The organism is Marinobacter albus (assembly GCF_030238305.1).
GTDB lineage: Bacteria > Pseudomonadota > Gammaproteobacteria > Pseudomonadales > Oleiphilaceae > Marinobacter > Marinobacter albus.
Genome location: NZ_JASSQD010000003.1, coordinates 294,887 through 312,004, shown reverse-complemented (window position 1 = coordinate 312,004; position 17,118 = coordinate 294,887). Strand labels below are relative to the sequence as shown.

General features: G+C 59.4%; 21 protein-coding genes. 15 read left to right on the top strand and 6 right to left on the bottom strand.

Annotated elements, in window-relative coordinates:
- Positions 1-27 precede the first annotated feature (27 nt).
- The 6 genes from QQF73_RS16295 to QQF73_RS16270 all read left to right on the top strand — a co-directional run bounded on the left by QQF73_RS16295 (position 28) and on the right by QQF73_RS16270 (position 4,868).
- Positions 28-720 (top strand): SDR family oxidoreductase, encoded by a 693-nt coding sequence (locus QQF73_RS16295; RefSeq protein ID WP_219868397.1) that lies wholly within the window; start codon positions 28-30, stop codon positions 718-720.
- Positions 721-897: 177 nt separating this feature from the next.
- The gene (locus tag QQF73_RS16290; protein ID WP_228743606.1) at positions 898-1,317 is read left to right on the top strand and encodes a MarR family winged helix-turn-helix transcriptional regulator; all 420 of its coding nucleotides are present in this window, start codon (positions 898-900) and stop codon (positions 1,315-1,317) included.
- A gap of 52 nt (positions 1,318-1,369) precedes the next feature.
- Entirely contained in the window at positions 1,370-1,798 is a 429-nt protein-coding gene (locus QQF73_RS16285; RefSeq protein WP_219868396.1) for an organic hydroperoxide resistance protein, read from the top strand.
- 138 nt (positions 1,799-1,936) lie between these two features.
- Positions 1,937-2,695, top strand: coding sequence for an SDR family oxidoreductase (locus tag QQF73_RS16280; protein WP_219868395.1), 759 nt, complete (start codon positions 1,937-1,939; stop codon positions 2,693-2,695).
- A 4-nt stretch (positions 2,696-2,699) separates the two neighbouring features.
- Positions 2,700-3,269: an RNA 2',3'-cyclic phosphodiesterase gene (gene thpR / locus QQF73_RS16275; protein WP_219868394.1), complete on the top strand. Its 570-nt coding sequence runs from the start codon at positions 2,700-2,702 to the stop codon at positions 3,267-3,269.
- 30 nt (positions 3,270-3,299) lie between these two features.
- Positions 3,300-4,868, top strand: a complete 1,569-nt coding sequence (locus QQF73_RS16270) for a carbon-nitrogen hydrolase family protein (protein WP_219868393.1) — start codon at positions 3,300-3,302, stop codon at positions 4,866-4,868.
- 11 nt (positions 4,869-4,879) lie between these two features.
- Here the strand turns inward: QQF73_RS16270 and rluF are convergent, their stop codons facing one another.
- On the bottom strand, positions 4,880-5,800 hold the full coding sequence (rluF, locus tag QQF73_RS16265; RefSeq protein ID WP_219868392.1) for a 23S rRNA pseudouridine(2604) synthase RluF: 921 nt from the start codon (positions 5,798-5,800) through the stop codon (positions 4,880-4,882).
- 132 nt (positions 5,801-5,932) lie between these two features.
- On the opposite strand from rluF, the gene QQF73_RS16260 reads away from it, so the two are divergent.
- From QQF73_RS16260 to QQF73_RS16235, 6 genes are read left to right on the top strand one after another with little or no spacing between them, the layout of a single operon-like run.
- The gene (locus tag QQF73_RS16260) at positions 5,933-6,286 is read left to right on the top strand and encodes a substrate-binding periplasmic protein (protein WP_219868391.1); all 354 of its coding nucleotides are present in this window, start codon (positions 5,933-5,935) and stop codon (positions 6,284-6,286) included.
- A gap of 7 nt (positions 6,287-6,293) precedes the next feature.
- Entirely contained in the window at positions 6,294-6,686 is a 393-nt protein-coding gene (locus QQF73_RS16255; protein ID WP_219868390.1) for a hypothetical protein, read from the top strand.
- A 17-nt stretch (positions 6,687-6,703) separates the two neighbouring features.
- A complete protein-coding gene (locus tag QQF73_RS16250) occupies positions 6,704-7,309 on the top strand; it encodes an ABC transporter ATP-binding protein (RefSeq protein WP_285368852.1) in 606 nt (201 codons plus the stop codon).
- Positions 7,296-8,102 carry an ABC transporter permease gene (locus tag QQF73_RS16245; RefSeq protein WP_219868388.1) on the top strand — a complete coding sequence of 269 codons (807 nt, stop codon included), beginning with the start codon at positions 7,296-7,298 and terminating at the stop codon, positions 8,100-8,102. Before QQF73_RS16250 ends, QQF73_RS16245 begins: the two co-directional genes overlap by 14 nt.
- A 16-nt stretch (positions 8,103-8,118) precedes the next feature.
- Positions 8,119-9,129: a CobW family GTP-binding protein gene (locus QQF73_RS16240; protein WP_219868387.1), complete on the top strand. Its 1,011-nt coding sequence runs from the start codon at positions 8,119-8,121 to the stop codon at positions 9,127-9,129.
- A 29-nt stretch (positions 9,130-9,158) separates the two neighbouring features.
- On the top strand, positions 9,159-9,773 hold the full coding sequence (locus QQF73_RS16235; RefSeq protein WP_228743571.1) for a class I SAM-dependent methyltransferase: 615 nt from the start codon (positions 9,159-9,161) through the stop codon (positions 9,771-9,773).
- On the opposite strand, the gene QQF73_RS16230 is transcribed toward QQF73_RS16235, so the two are convergent.
- The 3 genes from QQF73_RS16230 to QQF73_RS16220 all read right to left on the bottom strand — a co-directional run bounded on the left by QQF73_RS16230 (position 9,757) and on the right by QQF73_RS16220 (position 12,707).
- Complete coding sequence (locus tag QQF73_RS16230) at positions 9,757-10,755, bottom strand: PA2778 family cysteine peptidase (RefSeq protein ID WP_219868385.1); 999 nt, start codon at positions 10,753-10,755, stop codon at positions 9,757-9,759. The genes QQF73_RS16235 and QQF73_RS16230 overlap by 17 nt on opposite strands.
- Complete coding sequence (locus tag QQF73_RS16225; protein WP_228743603.1) at positions 10,756-11,115, bottom strand: PA2779 family protein; 360 nt, start codon at positions 11,113-11,115, stop codon at positions 10,756-10,758.
- 128 nt (positions 11,116-11,243) lie between these two features.
- On the bottom strand, positions 11,244-12,707 hold the full coding sequence (locus tag QQF73_RS16220) for a phospholipase D-like domain-containing protein (protein WP_219868383.1): 1,464 nt from the start codon (positions 12,705-12,707) through the stop codon (positions 11,244-11,246).
- 157 nt (positions 12,708-12,864) lie between these two features.
- Here QQF73_RS16220 and QQF73_RS16215 point away from each other — a divergent pair, with 157 nt between their 5' ends.
- The 3 genes from QQF73_RS16215 to QQF73_RS16205 are packed head-to-tail and all read left to right on the top strand — an operon-like array spanning position 12,865 to position 15,614.
- Positions 12,865-14,511 (top strand): serine/threonine-protein kinase, encoded by a 1,647-nt coding sequence (locus QQF73_RS16215; RefSeq protein WP_219868382.1) that lies wholly within the window; start codon positions 12,865-12,867, stop codon positions 14,509-14,511.
- A complete protein-coding gene (locus QQF73_RS16210; RefSeq protein WP_219868381.1) occupies positions 14,511-15,248 on the top strand; it encodes a Stp1/IreP family PP2C-type Ser/Thr phosphatase in 738 nt (245 codons plus the stop codon). Before QQF73_RS16215 ends, QQF73_RS16210 begins: the two co-directional genes overlap by 1 nt.
- A gap of 15 nt (positions 15,249-15,263) precedes the next feature.
- Positions 15,264-15,614, top strand: a complete 351-nt coding sequence (locus QQF73_RS16205) for an FHA domain-containing protein (protein ID WP_219868380.1) — start codon at positions 15,264-15,266, stop codon at positions 15,612-15,614.
- A gap of 15 nt (positions 15,615-15,629) precedes the next feature.
- Here QQF73_RS16205 and QQF73_RS16200 read toward each other — a convergent pair whose 3' ends face one another.
- Together QQF73_RS16200 and QQF73_RS16195 are read right to left on the bottom strand one after the other, a co-directional pair.
- A complete protein-coding gene (locus tag QQF73_RS16200; protein ID WP_285368849.1) occupies positions 15,630-16,358 on the bottom strand; it encodes a glutamine amidotransferase in 729 nt (242 codons plus the stop codon).
- Complete coding sequence (locus QQF73_RS16195; protein ID WP_285368848.1) at positions 16,355-17,086, bottom strand: YebC/PmpR family DNA-binding transcriptional regulator; 732 nt, start codon at positions 17,084-17,086, stop codon at positions 16,355-16,357. Before QQF73_RS16195 ends, QQF73_RS16200 begins: the two co-directional genes overlap by 4 nt.
- Positions 17,087-17,118 lie beyond the last annotated feature (32 nt).

The window sequence follows — 17,118 nt, the reverse complement described above, 5'->3', positions numbered from 1 at the left end:
GTAATTTTTCGATTGGAGACCAGACTTATGGCAAATCAGCCGGTAATGCTCATTACAGGCGCCTCCTCGGGCATCGGTGCTGCCACTGCGCGGGCGGCCGCCAAACAAGGTTACCGCCTGGTGCTGGCCGCGCGATCCGAGGAAAAACTGAGCGGACTGGCCCGGGAGCTGGGTGGCGACGAAACCGTACTGACGGTCCGGTGTGATGTACAGGATGGCGACGATCAGAAAGCGATGGTGCAACGGGCGCTGGCGACATTCGGCCGGATTGACGCAGTCTTTGCCAACGCCGGTCGTGGCGGCGAGCCCGGCGGGTTCAGTAAGGCCGATCCGGAAGTCTGGAAGGACATGATCCTGACAAATATTTACGGTGTGGGTCTGACGGTGCAGCATTGCCTGCCGGCACTCCGTGAAAGCAAGGGGCACCTCCTGCTGACCGGATCCGCCGCCGGTCGAGTGACAATTCCCGGCTCTATGTACAGCGCGACAAAATGGGCGGTTTCCGCAATTGGTTATGGCGTACGCGAAGAACTTCGCGGTTCGGGTATTCGGGTCACCCTGATCGAACCAGGTATGGTGGACACACCGTTCTTTGACGAACGTCCGGAACATGCTCTGAAACCGGAGGACATAGCCAGCGCTGTGATGTATGCGGTGTCCCAGCCTGCCCACGTCGACGTAAACGAAATTCTGGTGCGTCCGACACCTGCTGAAAAATAGCCCTTTCGATCCTGTCCCCGCCCAGGTGGGGACTTCTCGATGCTTTTTTGCGATTTCATGAACTGTTTGCTAATTTACCTCGTACACAAGGTAATCGTGTGCGAGGTTAAATTCGTGGAACTCAAAAACGCTGACGGTTGTGAATCACAGGACGGGTTGCTGAAGCTCGACCGTCAAATGTGCTTCGCCCTGTATTCGGCGTCGCTGGCAATGACCAAGTTGTACAAGCCACTGCTGTCCGATCTCGGGCTCACCTACCCGCAATATCTGGTCATGTTGGTGCTGTGGGACAACGACGGCGTGTCGGTATCTGCGCTCAGGGAACGTCTGCACCTTGATTACGGGACGCTGACGCCGCTGATCAAACGCCTGGAAGCGCAGGAACTGCTCACCCGGCGGCGCTCCGCCGAAGACGAACGTCAGGTCATGATTCATCTGACCGGCAAAGGGCACAGTCTCAGGGAACAGGCGCTGGGCGTCCCGCCCCAAGTCGCCTCGGCTTCCGGCTGTTCCCTGGATGAGCTGGAGGAGCTGAAAAATCAGCTGAATGCGTTGAGGCAGCGTCTTCTCAACCATCTGGAATCCGGGAAGTCCTGAGGTTGCCGTGCAGCCTCGGGCGTCCACCATCAAAGTAGAGAAGGAGAGTGTTATGTCGATCGAACAGGTCGTTTACCGTGCATCTGCAGAAGCCACCGGGGGCCGTGATGGCCGTGCCATTTCCTCGGACGGAATTCTGGACGTCGAACTGACCACGCCAAAGGAGCTCGGTGGTGCTGGTGGTAAAGGCACCAACCCGGAGCAGTTGTTCGCCGCGGGATATTCCGCATGCTTCATTGGTGCCATGAAATTTGTCGCCGGACGAGACAAGCTGGATATGCCGGAAGATGCCTCAATTGAAGGTTCGGTCGGCATTGGACAGATTCCAGGCGGATTCGGTATTGAGGTAGAGCTGGGCATCAGCCTGCCGGGCATGGACGACGCCCAGGCGAAGCAGCTGATTGATGAAGCCCACAAGGTCTGCCCCTACTCCAACGCCACCCGTGGCAACATCGACGTCACCCTCAAACGCGTCGACTAAGGTTCGAAAAATCAGAGCAGCTGTCGGGTTTTCCGGCAGCTGCCACCCGCCTTACTGTACTGTTTTGCCCTCTTGCCCTTGCCAGAATCCGGGTTAGCCGCGACGATAGAATGATCATTCCCGTGACCGGAGGTTACCGTGAACCCTTCTGAACGAGTGGCATTGGTGACCGGCGGTGCGAAAGGCATTGGCCGGGGCATTGTCCAGCACCTGAGCAATGAAGGCTGGAAAGTCGTCTTCAGCGACCTCGATGACACAGTGGGCAAAACGCTGGAGTCAGCGGGCAAGGGGTTGCTGAAGTTTGTTGCCGGCGATGTCGCCAGCGAACGCGATGTGAAACGAATGCTCCGCGAGACACTGTCCTGGGGAGGGCGCCTGGATGCCGTCATCAATAACGCCGGCATTGCCAATCCGGAGACCGGTCCCGTCGAGGCGTTAAGTCTCAAGGAGTGGCAGCGCCGGCTGGACGTGAACCTGACCGGTCCGTTTCTGGTCGCCAAACATGCGGTTCCCCACCTGAGGCAAGCCCGGGGCGCGATCGTGAACATTGCCTCCACCCGGGCCCTGCAGTCGGAACCGGATACCGAAGCCTATGCGGCCACCAAAGGCGGTATTGTTGCCTTGACACACGCTCTCGCCATGAGCCTGGGCCCTGAAATCCGGGTGAACTGCATCAGTCCGGGCTGGATTGATACCCGGGCCCATCAGGGGAGTTCCGAAGGCGTTCCGCCGCTGACCAAGGAAGATCATTCTCAACATCCGGTCGGCCGGGTTGGGGTGCCGGAAGATATCGCGTCAATGACGGACTATCTGATCTCGCCAAAAGCGGGCTTCATTACCGGCCAGAACTTCGTGGTGGACGGGGGCATGGTCCGGAAGATGATATACGGGGAATAGGGCAATGGCGCGCCTGTTTTTCGCCCTGGAAATTCCGGCACCCGTGAAAAAAGGATTGCTCAACGTAGCCGCTCCGGTTGCCGGTGCCAAATGGCAGCATGCCAGCCAGTTGCACCTGACCCTCTTGTTCCTCGGTAATGTGGACAGGGAGAGCCTGCCGGAGATCAGCTCGGCGCTGAAGGAGCTGCCACTGGCCGGTTTCGAGCTTGAGGTGCGGGGCGTGGGGTGTTTTGGTCGCCCGGAAACACCCCGCAATGTCTGGGCCGGTGTCTGCCCCGAGCCGCCGGTGGTAGCCCTCCATGGCATCCTGAAAGAACGTCTGGGGCATCTCGGGTTCCATTTCGAGAAGCGACCGTTCCGTCCTCACATTACCCTGGCACGGTTCCGGAAACAGCGGGGTTCAGTGGCCGGAGTGCTGGCGGCGCACCGTGAGGGTTGCTTCGGTGCGTTTCTGGTTGAGGAGTTTGTCCTGCTGGAAAGCACCCAGGGTGGCTCGGGTTCCGTCTACACCGTGGTGGAACGTTTCCCGCTGGCGAATTCCCTTGACGAAACCGCCGACTCTCACCAAAGATGAGGTTAGTCCTGCGCTTGCACTGAGGTGGTTATGAGTCCTCCGTTTTCGGATCCCGATCAGCGTCTGTTCGTGCGCAATGCCTCCCTCTCTGACATTCCCGGAATCATTGAACTGAGCCGCCGTGTGTATGAAGGCACAGGCATGTATGGCTATACCAAGGGCCCTCTGACTGGCCAGATCAACACCTTCCCCGAAGGCCAGTTTGTCGCCATGCTCGGCGAAACCGTGGTTGGCTACTGCGCAACCTTCCGGATTTCCGGGGCCATTGCCCTGGCGCCCCATGACTGGACGTCCATCACCGGAAACGGGTACGCCTCACGCCATGACCCGGAGGGCGACTGGCTCTATGGCATGGAAGTGTGCGTGGACCCTGAATGTCGCGGTTACCGCATTGGCGAGCGTCTCTATAACGAACGTAAGCAGCTGTGTCAGAGCCTCGAGTTGCAGGGTGTTGTGTTCGCCGGGCGTCTGCCGACCCTGCGCAAGCGGCTGAAGAAATACGAGTCCGTCGAGGAGTACGTTGAAGCCATCCGTTCCAAGGAGCAGTCGGATCCGGTGTTGTCGTTCCAGCTCCACAATGGCTTCGAAGTGCACGGCATCATTCCCCATTACCTCGATGCCGACCACGACTCGCTCGGGTACGGCATTCATCTGGTCTGGCGTAACCCGAAAGTCCCCCAGAACGGTTCGGGCGAGCAGAGCAAGCGCTATGGCAGGCGGATGCCGGATACGGTGCGCGTTGGAACCGTCCAGTACCAGCAACGGCCGGTCCGTTCATTCGACGAGTTCAGCGAGATCGTCCGCTATTTCGTGGATGTCGTATCCACCTACAAGGGCGACTTCGTGGTGTTCCCGGAGCTGTTTACGCTCCAGTTGCTGTCCATTGAACGGCGGGATGGAAGCGCGGCCGAGGCGTTCGCTGCGGTTACCCATTATGCCGGACGTTACCGGGACCTGATGCGGGATCTGGCCCTCAGGTACAACATCAATATTATTGCCGGCTCCACGCCTGTCCGAGAGGAGGACGGGTCCGTTCACAACACCGCCTATATCTGTCTGCGCGATGGCCAGGTGTTCACCCAGCCCAAGATTCACCCGACGCCGAATGAGGCCTACTGGTGGAACGTGCGGGGCGGGAACCGGGTCAGTGCCATTGAAACCGATTGCGGACCGATTGGTGTGCTGATCTGTTACGACGCAGAATTTCCAGAGCTGACCCGACACCTCGTGGATCAGGGTGTCCAGATCGTGTTCGTGCCGTTCTGCACCGACGAGCGTCAGAGTTATCTGCGGGTACGTTATTGCTGCCAGGCGAGGGCGGTGGAGAATCAGGTTTACGTGGTCATGTCCGGCAATGTCGGCAACCTGCCCAACGTGCCAAACATGGAAATCCAGTACGGCCAGAGCTGCATTCTGACGCCCTGTGATTTTCCGTTCGCCCGGGATGGTATCGCCGCTGACACAGAGCCCAATGTGGAAACGGTGGCCTTTGCCGACTTGCGTCCGGAAGTACTGATTACTGCGCGCAACAGCGGTACGGTGAAGAATCTTCAGGACCGCCGCCATGACCTTTACAGCGTGAACTGGCGAGGGGAATGATACGGCCGCCGCTAACGCTTGGTGCTGCGCTGGCGCTGTTTCTTTGGCTTCCGGCTTGCTGCCGGTTTGGCACCTGAACGCCCCGGAGGCTTCCCGGCCGGCTTATTGCCAGCGGCGGGTTTGCGGGCTTTGTTGCCGGGACGCTTGCCAGTGGCAGCGCCGCCCGGTTTGGCGGGGCGGGTCTTTTTACGGGTTCCCGCCGGTGCCTCGGATGAGGAATCCCTGATGGCGTCGAACAGCACCGTCAGCTCCTTGCTGGTGAGGTCTCGCCATTGGCCAACCGGGAGGCCGCCCAGGCTGACGTTCATGATGCGGATGCGTTCGAGTTTGGTGACTTCATAGCCGAAGTGCTCGCACATCCGGCGTATCTGGCGATTCAGACCCTGGACCAGGACGATCCGGAAAACGAATCGGGATTCCTGTTGAACCTTACACTTCTTGGTGACGGTGCCCAGGATCGGTACGCCGCCGGCCATGCCTTGAATAAAGTCTTTGGTGATGGGCTTGTCGACGGTGACCAGGTATTCCTTTTCGTGATTGTTGCCGGCCCGGAGAATCTTGTTCACCAGGTCACCGTTGCTGGTCATGAAGATCAGGCCCTGGGAATCCTTGTCGAGCCGGCCAATGGGGAAAATGCGCTCGCTGTGACCGATAAACCGCTGGATATTCTGCTTTTCGGCGGTGTCGGTGGTACTGACGATGCCCACCGGCTTGTTGACGGCAATGAAAACCAGGTCGTCTTCTGATCGCGGCTCAATGACCTGACCGTTGACCTTGACCGTGTCGGTGGGCAATACCTGATCGCCCACCGTGGCGCGTTTACCGTTGATGTAGACGTTGCCCTGTTCGATGTAACGGTCGGCCTCCCGCCGGGAGCAGAGTCCGCTTTCGCTGATGTATTTGTTCAGACGGGTGGAGGAACTGGTGGTCATCTGTGGTCCGGTTGATGGCTGAGTGAGCACATGATAGCAGGGGTGTACCGGGCTTACAGCCTCTGTGCTGGCGCTTTCCCGTAGCCTCTGCCATCATTCGGACATCATCCACGTTAATATGCAGGCACGGCCTTGCTTGCCGGTCTGAGAGTCGGAATCTCGCCCGGTTACTCCTACTCTTCGGGATTTGCCAGCGCCACCAACTTCGAGAAAATCAGGATGCCCGGTATCGACTCCGGACTGCGCATGCTGTTGCCGGGGCGCATCGATGTCACGCTTGCCAACCGGTACGTGGTGTTGAATCAGGCCGATCGTATGGGGGTGACCGACAAGATTGAGCTGTCAGACGTCGCGATCAGTGGCGGGCCGGTATACCTTGCCTTTCGACGGGGGATTCCGGAAGATCTGGTCGAAGCGTTTTCGACAGCGCTTGCGCAATACAAACGGGCCAACCTCATCACGGAGCGGCCCTCAAACGGTCTATAAGGTCTTTATGGAAAAGACACGAATTACGATTGTCGCAGTCACCGGTATTGTCCTGTTTTTCCTTGCGAATTATCTCTGCCGTTTTCTTCTCGGATTCACCGGTGTACTGCCGTCCGTTCTGATTGCAGCACTGATCGCGGCCTACATGGGGTTCTCGGTGGCCCGCGCCCTGAAGCGGGAGCCTTTACCGGAAGAGCGGTCGCGGGCGCTGTGGATTTACGGCGGTTTTCTGGGGGCTTTGTTCCTGGCGTTCGGTGCCTGGGTATTTCTGGACACCGGGTTCGACCTGCTGATCGCCGCGACCCTGCTTTCTCACTATCTGCCGTATCCGGCTTTTGCCCATGTTTTCCTCTCGGATCGCCTGGTCCGGATGTTTCTTAACGGAAACGAGCAGTCCTGACCATTGCGGAGCACGATTTGACGACGCTGACTTTGGACAAGCTCTCCGTTGGAACGCTGCACGCTGTCGATCTCTCGGTCCATGGCGGTGACATTGTTTGTGTGTCCGGGCCTTCAGGCAGTGGCAAAAGCCGCCTGCTCCGAGCTGTAGCGGACCTGGATCCCCATGAGGGCCGGGTGCTGCTGGACGAAACATTCCAGGGAACTGTGCCCGGGCATATCTGGCGCCAGCAGGTCATGATGGTGCCGGCGGACAGCCAGTGGTGGTTTGAGGACGTCGGCTCTCATTTTGGTTCGGATGCCCGCGAGGTACCCGGCGCGCTCGGGTTCCCGCCGGACGTGATGGACTGGGCGGTGAACCGGTTATCCTCGGGGGAGAAGCAACGCCTGGCTGTGCTGCGTGCACTGGTCCGGAATCCCCGGGTCCTGCTGCTTGACGAACCCACCGCGAACCTTGATGACGCCATGATCCGTCAGGTTGAAAGCTGGCTGCTTGAGGAAATCAGGAAGCGGGATCTGCCGGTGATCTGGGTCGCCCACGATGCCGCCCAGATTGAACGCGTGGCTGATCGGCACTACTGCATTCGGGGTCATGCACTGGAGCCCGTCCATGGAAGTCATTGATCTCGCCTGGTGGAAGCTGGCCCTCACCGCGGTGCTGATTCTGGCACTGGCGGGTGTCTGCCTGACCACCCGGCTTGGTGTGGCCCGCAGTCTCCTCATTGCCGCCACCCGCACGGTCATCCAGCTTGCGCTGATCGGGTTGGTGCTGGAAGCACTGTTCGCGTCTTCCGAATTCTACTGGATCGCCCTGTTGGCCACGGTCATGCTGTTAGTGGCTGGCCGGGAAGTCATGGCTCGCCAACAGCGCCGGCTGAGGGGCTTCTGGTCCTTCGGCATTGGCACCGGCGCCATGTTTGTTTCCTCATTCACAGTGACAGTGCTGACGCTCGCGGTCATCATTGGTCCTGAACCCTGGTATGCGCCGCAGTACGCCATTCCGTTGCTCGGGATGATGCTGGGTAACACCATGACCGGCGTGGCCCTGAGCCTGGACCGTCTCAACGAGTCAGTTTGGAGCCAGCGCTCGATCATCGAGAACCGCCTGATGCTCGGTGAGCCCTGGCGGGATGCTCTTGAAGACATCCGCAGACACGCCATGCGCAGCGGTATGATGCCCTCCATCAACGCCATGGCCGCCGCCGGTATCGTCAGCTTGCCGGGCATGATGACTGGCCAGATTCTGGCCGGCAGCCCTCCCGCGGTGGCGGTGAAGTACCAGATTCTGGTGATGCTGACTATCACCGTCGGCACCGGTTTCGGAACCCTGATGGCGGTATCGTGGGGCAGTCGCCGGCTGTTCGACGACCGTGAGCGTCTCCGGCTGGACCGATTGTTAACACAGAAGAACCGATAAGGCGGCAATACCGTTCATGAAAACATCCATTCCTACCAACCTGATCCTCGGTTTTCTGGGTGTCGGCAAAACCACCGCGATTCTGGACTTGTTGAAAGCCAAACCCGACGGCGAGGTCTGGGCGGTGCTGGTCAACGAATTTGGCGAGGTCGGCATAGACGGTGCGATGCTGCAGTCCGAGGGTGCCGTGATCAAGGAAATCCCCGGGGGCTGCATGTGTTGTGTAGCCGGCCTGCCTATGCAGGTTGGTCTGAACCAGCTGATCCGGCAGGCCAGGCCCGATCGTCTGATTATCGAACCCACTGGGCTGGGTCATCCGTCACAGATCCTTGAGACCCTGACCGGTGAGCATTACGCAACTGTGCTTAATCTCGGGCCGGTCATCACACTGGTCGATCCCCGCAAGCTGGAAGACCCTCGCGTGCTCGAGAATGTGCAGTTTCGTGACCAGGTGGCGGCGGCCGACATTCTCGTGGCCAACAAAACCGATCTTGCCTCGCCAGCGCAGGTTGACGCTTTTGAGCGCTGGGCTGCCTCTCTCGCCGGCACAAAGCGGGGGGTATTCCTGACCAGCCTGGGCCGGTTGAGGCCCGAATGGCTGGACGGACAGACCGATCTGCCCGAAGTAACGACCCCTCACGCCCACCATCATCATGATGAAAAGGGCTTTGTGCCGGCGCCCGACATTCAGGAGCAGCCGTGGCAACGGGTCAGAAACGCCGGGCAGGGCTACGTAAGCCTTGGCTGGCGGATTCACCCGGAGATCCGGTTTGACGAAAAGCGGCTTATGGCATTGGCCATGGACAGTCGGTTTGAACGGTTCAAGGCTGTCATTCACTGTCTCGATGGTTGGCGAACGCTCAATATGGTGGATGGTTCGCTGTCCGTTACTGACTGCGAACCCCGCGATCTGTCCCGGATTGAGGTCATCAGCGCCGGGGAGCTACCGGAAACCGATCTGGACCATGGGGTTCAGGCGGCCGCAGGTCTTCAGGAGGCCGACAGCACCGGCGGCGGAATGTCATGACATGCCCGGTGTGCGAGCAGGGACAACTGATGGATTTCCAGACGGTCGGTGCCCGGCATTACCTGCGGTGCCCGGTCTGCGAAGCCACGGTGATGTCGGAATCCTGTCGGCTGTCGGAAGCCGAGGAGAAGGCGGTCTATGATTACCACGAAAACGACACGGGGGATCCCGGCTATCGCCGGTTCCTGTCGAAGCTGGCGGAGCCTCTGCTGGAGCGCCTTGAGCCCGGGCTGTCCGGCCTGGATTTCGGATGCGGGCCAGGCCCTGAACTGGCCGGGATGCTGAAGGAAGCGGGCATGGAGATGTGTGTCTATGACCCGTTTTTCCACCCCTCAACCGACGTGCTCAATCGACGGTATGATTTTCTGACCTGTACCGAGGTAATTGAGCACCTGCATCGGCCTTCAAAGGTGTTCCATCAGTTGGATGAGCTGCTAAAGCCAGGCGGCTGGCTGGGCATCATGACCTGCTTTCAGACGGACGATGCGCGATTTGCCAACTGGCATTACCGACGGGATCCGACTCATGTAGTCTTTTACCGGGAGCAGACATTAGCCGTCATTGCCGGGCAGTTGGGCTGGGAATTGACGGTGCCTCGAAAGGACGTGGCGTTGCTGCGTAAGCCGCCTATTCCTGGGGCGTAGTGAGGGCAGGACAGTCCAGTGTCGGGCAGTCACTCGGACTCTGCACCGCCGTGCCCGGATCGATTTGAGCGCCGAAACGATCGGGTGCCAGCGCTGAGGCGCAGCGCTGGGCCTGTTTTGCCTCTTCGAGGCATCCTGTTTCACCCAGTGTGTGGGCCAGGTTGTTCCAGCCAACGGCTTCCCGGGGGAATCGGGAGACCAGGCGAGCAAAGTGGCTGGTGGCTTCCTGCAGGTTCTGGCGCGTGTAGGCGATGTTACCCTGGCCCAGAATGGCGGCTGGCTGATCCGGCCACTGCCGTTCCGCAGTCTGGTAGGCGGTCATGGCCGCGTTGGTCCGCCCTGTGGTTTCGAGATCGTTGGCCGAGGCCAGGTAGGCCAGAGGTTCGGCGCTCGCGGGAATTCGGTCGGGTGGCAGCATGACGGCGGCCCAGTTGTCGGACCGAGACCAGGTGTTGGAAAAGACCTCCACGCTGGTTTCATGGCGTTCCCTGGTATCCGTGTGCAGGATAATGGTCTGCTTTTGCGCGTCGAAACCGATCACCACGGCAAAATGCCACTGGGGCAACCAGTTGAACAGCAGGTTCTGCATGACCAGAACAGGGTTGCCCGCCGCCACCTCCTTGAGCAGGCTTTCCAGGCTGCCGTCCAGGGTGTAGACCAGCATGTTGTGGGCACGCCCGGCGGCCACCATCTCCACCTGTAATGATCCCTCCCGGCCTGGAATGTAGACCAGATCGCGCAATACTTCCGGGTTGGTCTCCAGACCCTGGCTGTTCAGCATCATCGCCAATGAGGCCGGACCACATTGATAGCGTTCCTGGGGATAGAAAGGAACCTCATCCAGAACCGTGCGTGTCTGCAGCGACGGATTGCCGTCGGTGCCTGAGGGCCATTTGGGGGCTGAAGCGCAGCCGGCCAGCAGCAGAACCAGTAGAAGACTGGTCAGGCTGCCGGCCGGTTTAGGAAGGATGGTGAAGGGCACTTACCGAATGCAGTTGATGAACGGGAAGATGTTCGTTGCACACAGGATGTCGGTAATGATGAAGACCAACAGGAACAGAACAATGATACCGACCACATCCTGGCCAGCCGGTGCTTCAGCGAGCTGCTGCTCGAAATCGGCCAGTTCCTGCGGTGTCAGGTTCTGGATCCGGTCCCTGACCTGATCGTCGCTGACACCCATTTCGGCGAGCTTGTCCTGAACCTCCTGGGTTTCCAGCATATCCATCAGTTGCTGGCGATCCAGCTGGACCTCCTGGCCACTGATCATCTCTCCGGTTCCGACCATGGCCGCGGAGGCGGTGGAGGACCAGACTGACCCGAGGCTGATCATCAGGGCCATGAAAAACGAAACATATCTCAGGTGCTTTCTAATACCGGACATATCGGGCTCCCGCTTTTAGTTATGTGTTATGACCATAGACCAGACATGGAAGGCTGTTCAACATACAATCTTGTCATCTACTGAATTCAGAATGTTGAAAGTCCGGTAAATTCCATAATGCGATAGCGCCAGTAACGGACTCTGGAGTCATCGGCCCACGCCTCGTAGGGCAGGCTCATGACCGGGTCATTACCGGGCCCGAGCCGCCATTGTTCGTTGAAAAAATGAACCGCCTTGGCAGCAGGCGCTGCGCTGGATGCCAGCGACAGCCAGACATTGGTTTCCAGGTTGAGATCGTCCAGGTTGCGGCGGGTAAAGTTGGCGGAGCCCAACAGGATCTCGATGTGGCCCTGTTCCGGTCTGAGCATCAGCAGCTTGCTGTGGCACTGCTCGCCTCTGGTGTTGCACCAGCGCACGGATGCGCCGGCCCGGTGCAGCTCCAGCGCTGCCTGCCGATTGGGAACTCCGCTCTTGGAATGGCCAAAGGCCTCGTTGTTGGCATCCAGTAACACCCGCAATATGGCGCCACGTAGGTGGGCCTCAAGCAGGCTGTCAACGATTCCGCGATGGGAAAGGTAGAAAACCGCCAGGTCCAGGTGGTCACCCGGGCCGGCACGATCAATCATATCCAGTGCCTTGTCGCGGATCGCAGACTCGGTGAGCACCATGACGCGGCCCGTGTCCGGCGCAGCCGTGCGGCTATCGGCTACCGGAGCCTTACGATTTTCGGCGATGGTGATCCACCGGTCGACTGCCGATGTGTCGGCGCCGGACATGGCCAGCACCGCCTGTTCACTTTTCAGGAGATCAGCGACCGCCTTACCGGTGAAGCTGAGGCCAATGTTCCCGTGGCGACTGCTACCGTCGTGAGGATTGGCGGAGGTAACCAGGCCCCGGAGGCGGGAACCTTGATCGACCACCAGCAGTTTGCGGTGATTGGCCTTGAAGTTCAGTAGCGCCAGGTAGCTGCGCACGGTTACCAGGCGATTGCCAAGGGCGTTTGACAGCCAGCCACCGTCAGGATCGTTGCCCAACCACTGACAGCAGGGCCGCCACAGGGACGACCAGGCCGGGTTGCTATCCCGCAGCGGTGGCAAGCGGGTTTCGACGACGGTTATCCCCGCCTCGCGCAAGGCTTCGAACCAGGGCGATCGGGAGCCCCCATACATCGTATTGAGCGGGTCGGAAATGACGATCATGGCAATCTCCGGCCGAGCCTGCTTGCGGGCCAGGAGTGCTTCCGTCAATTGCTTCGCGAGGGGCCGGTGGGCGGCGCCCTCCGGCTGAGTGCTGTTGTACAGAAACATGTCCACCAACACGAATTTTTCGGCGCTGCCGATCAGGCGCAGGACTTCGTCGAAAATTTCATGATCAAGGGTTTCCGTTCCGTCCGTGTGGTGCCGGGTAACATCGGTAAGCAAAACCGGGTTTTCCAGCGGAGAGGGGGTGCCCCGGTAACTGATGCCTGCCGGCAATGGCTTGTTGGTGTGATACAGGCCAATCCCGGCCAGCAGGAGGAAAAACAGGGCAATCAGCAACTTCAATGTCATGTCTGTATGTCCGCCATCCTTTATCGGTGCTGGGGCTACTATACGTGAGCTTCCTCTCAGGTAAACAAACACTTACAAAAAACACTTCTTTACCGGTATCGCCGGGCGTCCACTGTTTCTAAACTAGCCAGATCAAACATTTAGAATAAAGTAGCCTGTGAACTCACTCTTCTTCCTGTTTTCGCACTTGTTCAGCCTGAGGCTGTTGGTGGTTGTTGCGGCGATCCTGTTTGCCCTCGCCGGCGATCAGTTTGCGTTTCTGAGCTGGGCCGATCGAGTCCTGCTCAGTTTGCTGGGGGCGCCGGAATCCGAAAGCCTGTCGCTCCCGATCCCGCCCGATGCACTGCAGTCGACCCTGATGGCGCGGGGCCTGTCCGAGCCGGTCTGGTCCGATCTGGCCATTCGCGTGGGGCTGTTTTTTTCGGCTCTCTATCTGGTGCTTGCTATCCCGAGAATGGGTGCGGCGGTGGCACTTCCGGTCACGCTCCTGCTGGGCGGCTCCCTGATTGTTCTGCAGGCAGCGCTGACGTTCTACCACAGCGAATGGTTACCGCTGGGCGAGGTGATCACCCTGCTGGTTGCCGGGTTTGTGACCATGCTGTTCTGGCTCCAGCCCGATCGTGAGATTCGTGCTTTGAGTGCCAACGTCCGCGAGGCTCGCGTGCGTCTCGCGAGGTTGCTGCTGCAACAGGGGCACACCGACGAGGCCCTGGATGCGGTCGAGGCGTGTCCGGTCTGTGAGGATGCGCTTGAGGTCCGATACGAGATCGCCATCCAGCAGGAGCGGAAGCGTCAGTACGAGAAAGCGATTCAGACCTACCGGGACATCCTCGATAACCGCAAGGGTTTCCGGGATGCCGCGGACCGGCTTTCTGCACTGGAAAAATTGTCCCCGGAAACAGCGTCCCTGCAAACCGGCGGATTCGACAGTACCCGAACGCTGCTTATGCCAGCCCAGTCCCTGAGCCGGCCCACCCTGGGCCGTTATGAGATCGAACGGGAGATAGGTCGCGGTGCCATGGGAGTTGTGTACCTCGGCAAGGACCCCAAAATCGCGCGGACCGTCGCCATCAAGACCCTGAGCTACGAGGCATTCGATGACGGTCATTTGGCGGAGCTGAAAGACCGTTTCTTCCGCGAAGCCGAAGCCGCAGGTCGGCTAAATCACCCGGCCATTGTGACGGTTTATGACGTCGGTGAAGAGGCGGACCTGGCCTACATCGCCATGGATTACGCCAAGGGGCGGCCCCTGAGTGAATTCGGCAAGCCAGGCCGGTTACTGCCATTGCATACCGTGCTGGAAATCATTGCCCAGGTGGCAGATGCGCTGGCCTATGCCCACAGCCAGAAAATCGTGCACCGGGATATTAAACCGGGAAATATCATCTACAACCCGGACGACGGCGGCATCAAGATTACCGATTTTGGCATTGCCAAGATTTCCGATGACTCCCGGACCCGCACCGGCAGCGTGATGGGTAGCCCGCTTTACATGTCGCCGGAGCAGCTCAAGGGGCAGAAGGTAAGTGGTGCCTCCGATATCTACAGTCTCGGTGTCACCCTGTACAAACTGGTGAGCGGAGAAACACCCTACCAGGGGGATACCCTCGCCAACCTGACCTATCAGATTCTTAACAAGCGTCCCCGCAGTGTTCGCGAATTCAATGCCGATCTTCCCAATGGCCTGGTAAGACTGATCAACAAGGCGATTCAGCGAGAGCCGGACAAACGCTTTGCGTCCGCGTCCGCCATGGCCGAAGCAGTCCGCCGGCTGGCTGTCAGGGAAGCGAAGGAGGTCTCCTGATGAGCGTTCACGTTGCAGGCCGGAGCCACACAGGAGTGGTTCGGGAAAGCAATCAGGATGTGGTGGCGTGGCAAGTCCGCGATGATGGCGGTGCGGCGCTGATGCTCGTTGCCGATGGCATGGGCGGGTACCAGGGGGGCGAGATTGCAAGCCGCCTGGCAGCCGATTCGGTGATGGAGGCGCTTACGCCGGGCCTGTTCGCCGGCGAGGAGCCCACCCGGAAAAACCTCGGTGCAGCGCTTGCTCTCGCCAACGAGCGCATTCAGGTGCGGCGGGCTTCCGACAGTCAGTTGGACAAGATGGGCACCACCCTGGTGGTGGCCTGGATCGAAGGGAGCACCGCGCATGTTGCCCACGTCGGGGATTCCCGGTGTTATCTGATCCGGCATGGGCAAGCCGACTGCCTGACCCGCGATGATACCGTCGTCCAGAACATGCTCGAGGATGGCAGCATCAGCGAGACGGATGCCCCCAATGTCCCGTTTCGAAACGTGCTTACCCGGGCGGTCGGAGCCATGGACCCGCTTGAAATCAGCTACTGCAGCCACTCCCTCCAGCCTGGCGATCAGTTGCTGCTTTGCTCGGACGGCCTGACCAACTCCGTTCCGGAGCCGGACTGGGAAGACATACTCAAGAACGCTGGCAGCACGGAATGCGCCGTGGAGACATTGATTGAAACCGCCCTGGACAATCAGGCATCGGACAACGTGTCTGTAGTACTAATGACCCTGAATTAAGCAGAGGAACCTGACATGGCATCGTTTTCACAGCTGGTAGACAACGTGGTCGTCAACACGTTTGAGCTGGACCAACCCCAGACCCGGATTGGCCGGCGCACCGACAACGATATCCAGATCGACGAGATTTCCGTGAGTGGCCACCATGCGGTTATCGAGGCCGTACCCAACGCCTATCTCGAGGGTACGATTGACTATTACATCACGGACAGCGACAGCACCAACGGCACGTTCGTCAACGACATTCGCGTCGAGAGCCGCCAGCGCCTGAACAGCAACGATATGGTGCGGGTTGGCTGGAATCAATTCCGTTTTATTGACGAAGACGAGAACGCCCTCGAGAAAACCGCCTACATTCTCGACTGAACGCCGTATCCGGGTTCAGTCGAGTTTTTCAATCACGAGCTCAGAAAAGCGCTGCAAGAGCCCGGACGCAACCGGTGCCGGCTCGACGGCCGCCAGCAGTGCATCGGGGTTCAGGCACTCGGCGGCCAGTTCCGGTGCCTGCACCGACAGATAGGCTCTCATGATGTCGTCTGTGAATTCCGGATGGAACTGCACGCCCCAGGCACACTCACCCACCCGGAAGGCCTGATGGGGTTCAAACCGGCTGCGACCGAGAAGTACGGCTCCGGGCGGCAGGCCAAGCACTGATTGCTTGTGGGTAAGCTGGGCCTTGAAGGATGCGGGCAGGTCGGCGAACAGGGGGTCGGAGTCGGCGTCCGGCAGCAGTTCAATTGACCAGGTGCCGGTTTCCCGGCCCTCCGGGTGGTACCCGACTTCACCGCCAAGGGCGTGGGCAAGCAACTGATGTCCGTAGCACACACCCAAAACCGGAACCTTTTTGTCGACGGCCCCGGTCAGCCACTGCGCCGTGGTTTCGCTCCATTCCGCCCGATCACTGACCATGGCAGGGGAACCGGTGATCACAATGCCGTCCCAGTCTTCTACATTGCCGGGAGCGTCACCCTGTTCAACGTTGATAACGGTGAGTTCCAGCTCGTCCGAAAGCCCACGAACGAACCAGTCTTCGAAATCACCTGAGGTCTCCCTGATGGCGGGGTAGGTGGTTCCGGTCTTCAGGATGACGACCCTTGCCTGACGATTCACTCGTATTGCTCGGGCACTTCGGCGTTGTGAAACACGTTCTGAACGTCGTCCAGATCATTCAGCATGTCGAGAAACTTCTCGAACAGCGGAATGTCATCGCCTTCCACCTGGGTGGTGGTCTTCGGCAGGAACTGGATTTCGTCCGCTTCAAAATCAATGCCCTCAAAGGCGTCTACCAGGGCCTGGCGGGCCTTGGCGTACTCAGTGTTCGGGGTGAATACGGTGATCAGCCCGTCTTCGTTCTCAATGTCGGTCACGTCGACATCGGCTTCCATGAGTGCTTCCAGCACGGCTTCTTCGTCGTCGTGCTTGAACGCGAAAATGGCGCAGTGGTCGAACATGTGCGCCACGGCGCCCGGCGTGCCGATCTTGCATTTGGTCTTGGTGAAGGCAAGACGGACGTCCCCGAACGTGCGGTTCGGATTGTCGGTGAGGCAGTCGACAATCACCATGCAGTTGCCCGGGCCATAACCTTCATATCGGGCCGGGGAATAATCCTCGCCAGCGCCGCCCTTGGCCTTGTCGATGGCCTTTTCGATAACGTGAGACGGTACCTGGTCTTTCTTGGCGCGATCGATCAGTCCACGCAGGGACAGGTTGCCATCCGGATCCGTGCCGCCGGACTTGGCCGCCATGTAAATCTCACGGCCATATTTGCTGTAGACCTTGGTTTTTGCTGCGGCCGTTTTGGCCATCGACTCTTTGCGGTTCTGGTAGGCTCTGCCCATCTGCGCTGCCTCTCTATTTCTTGGGAAAGGGC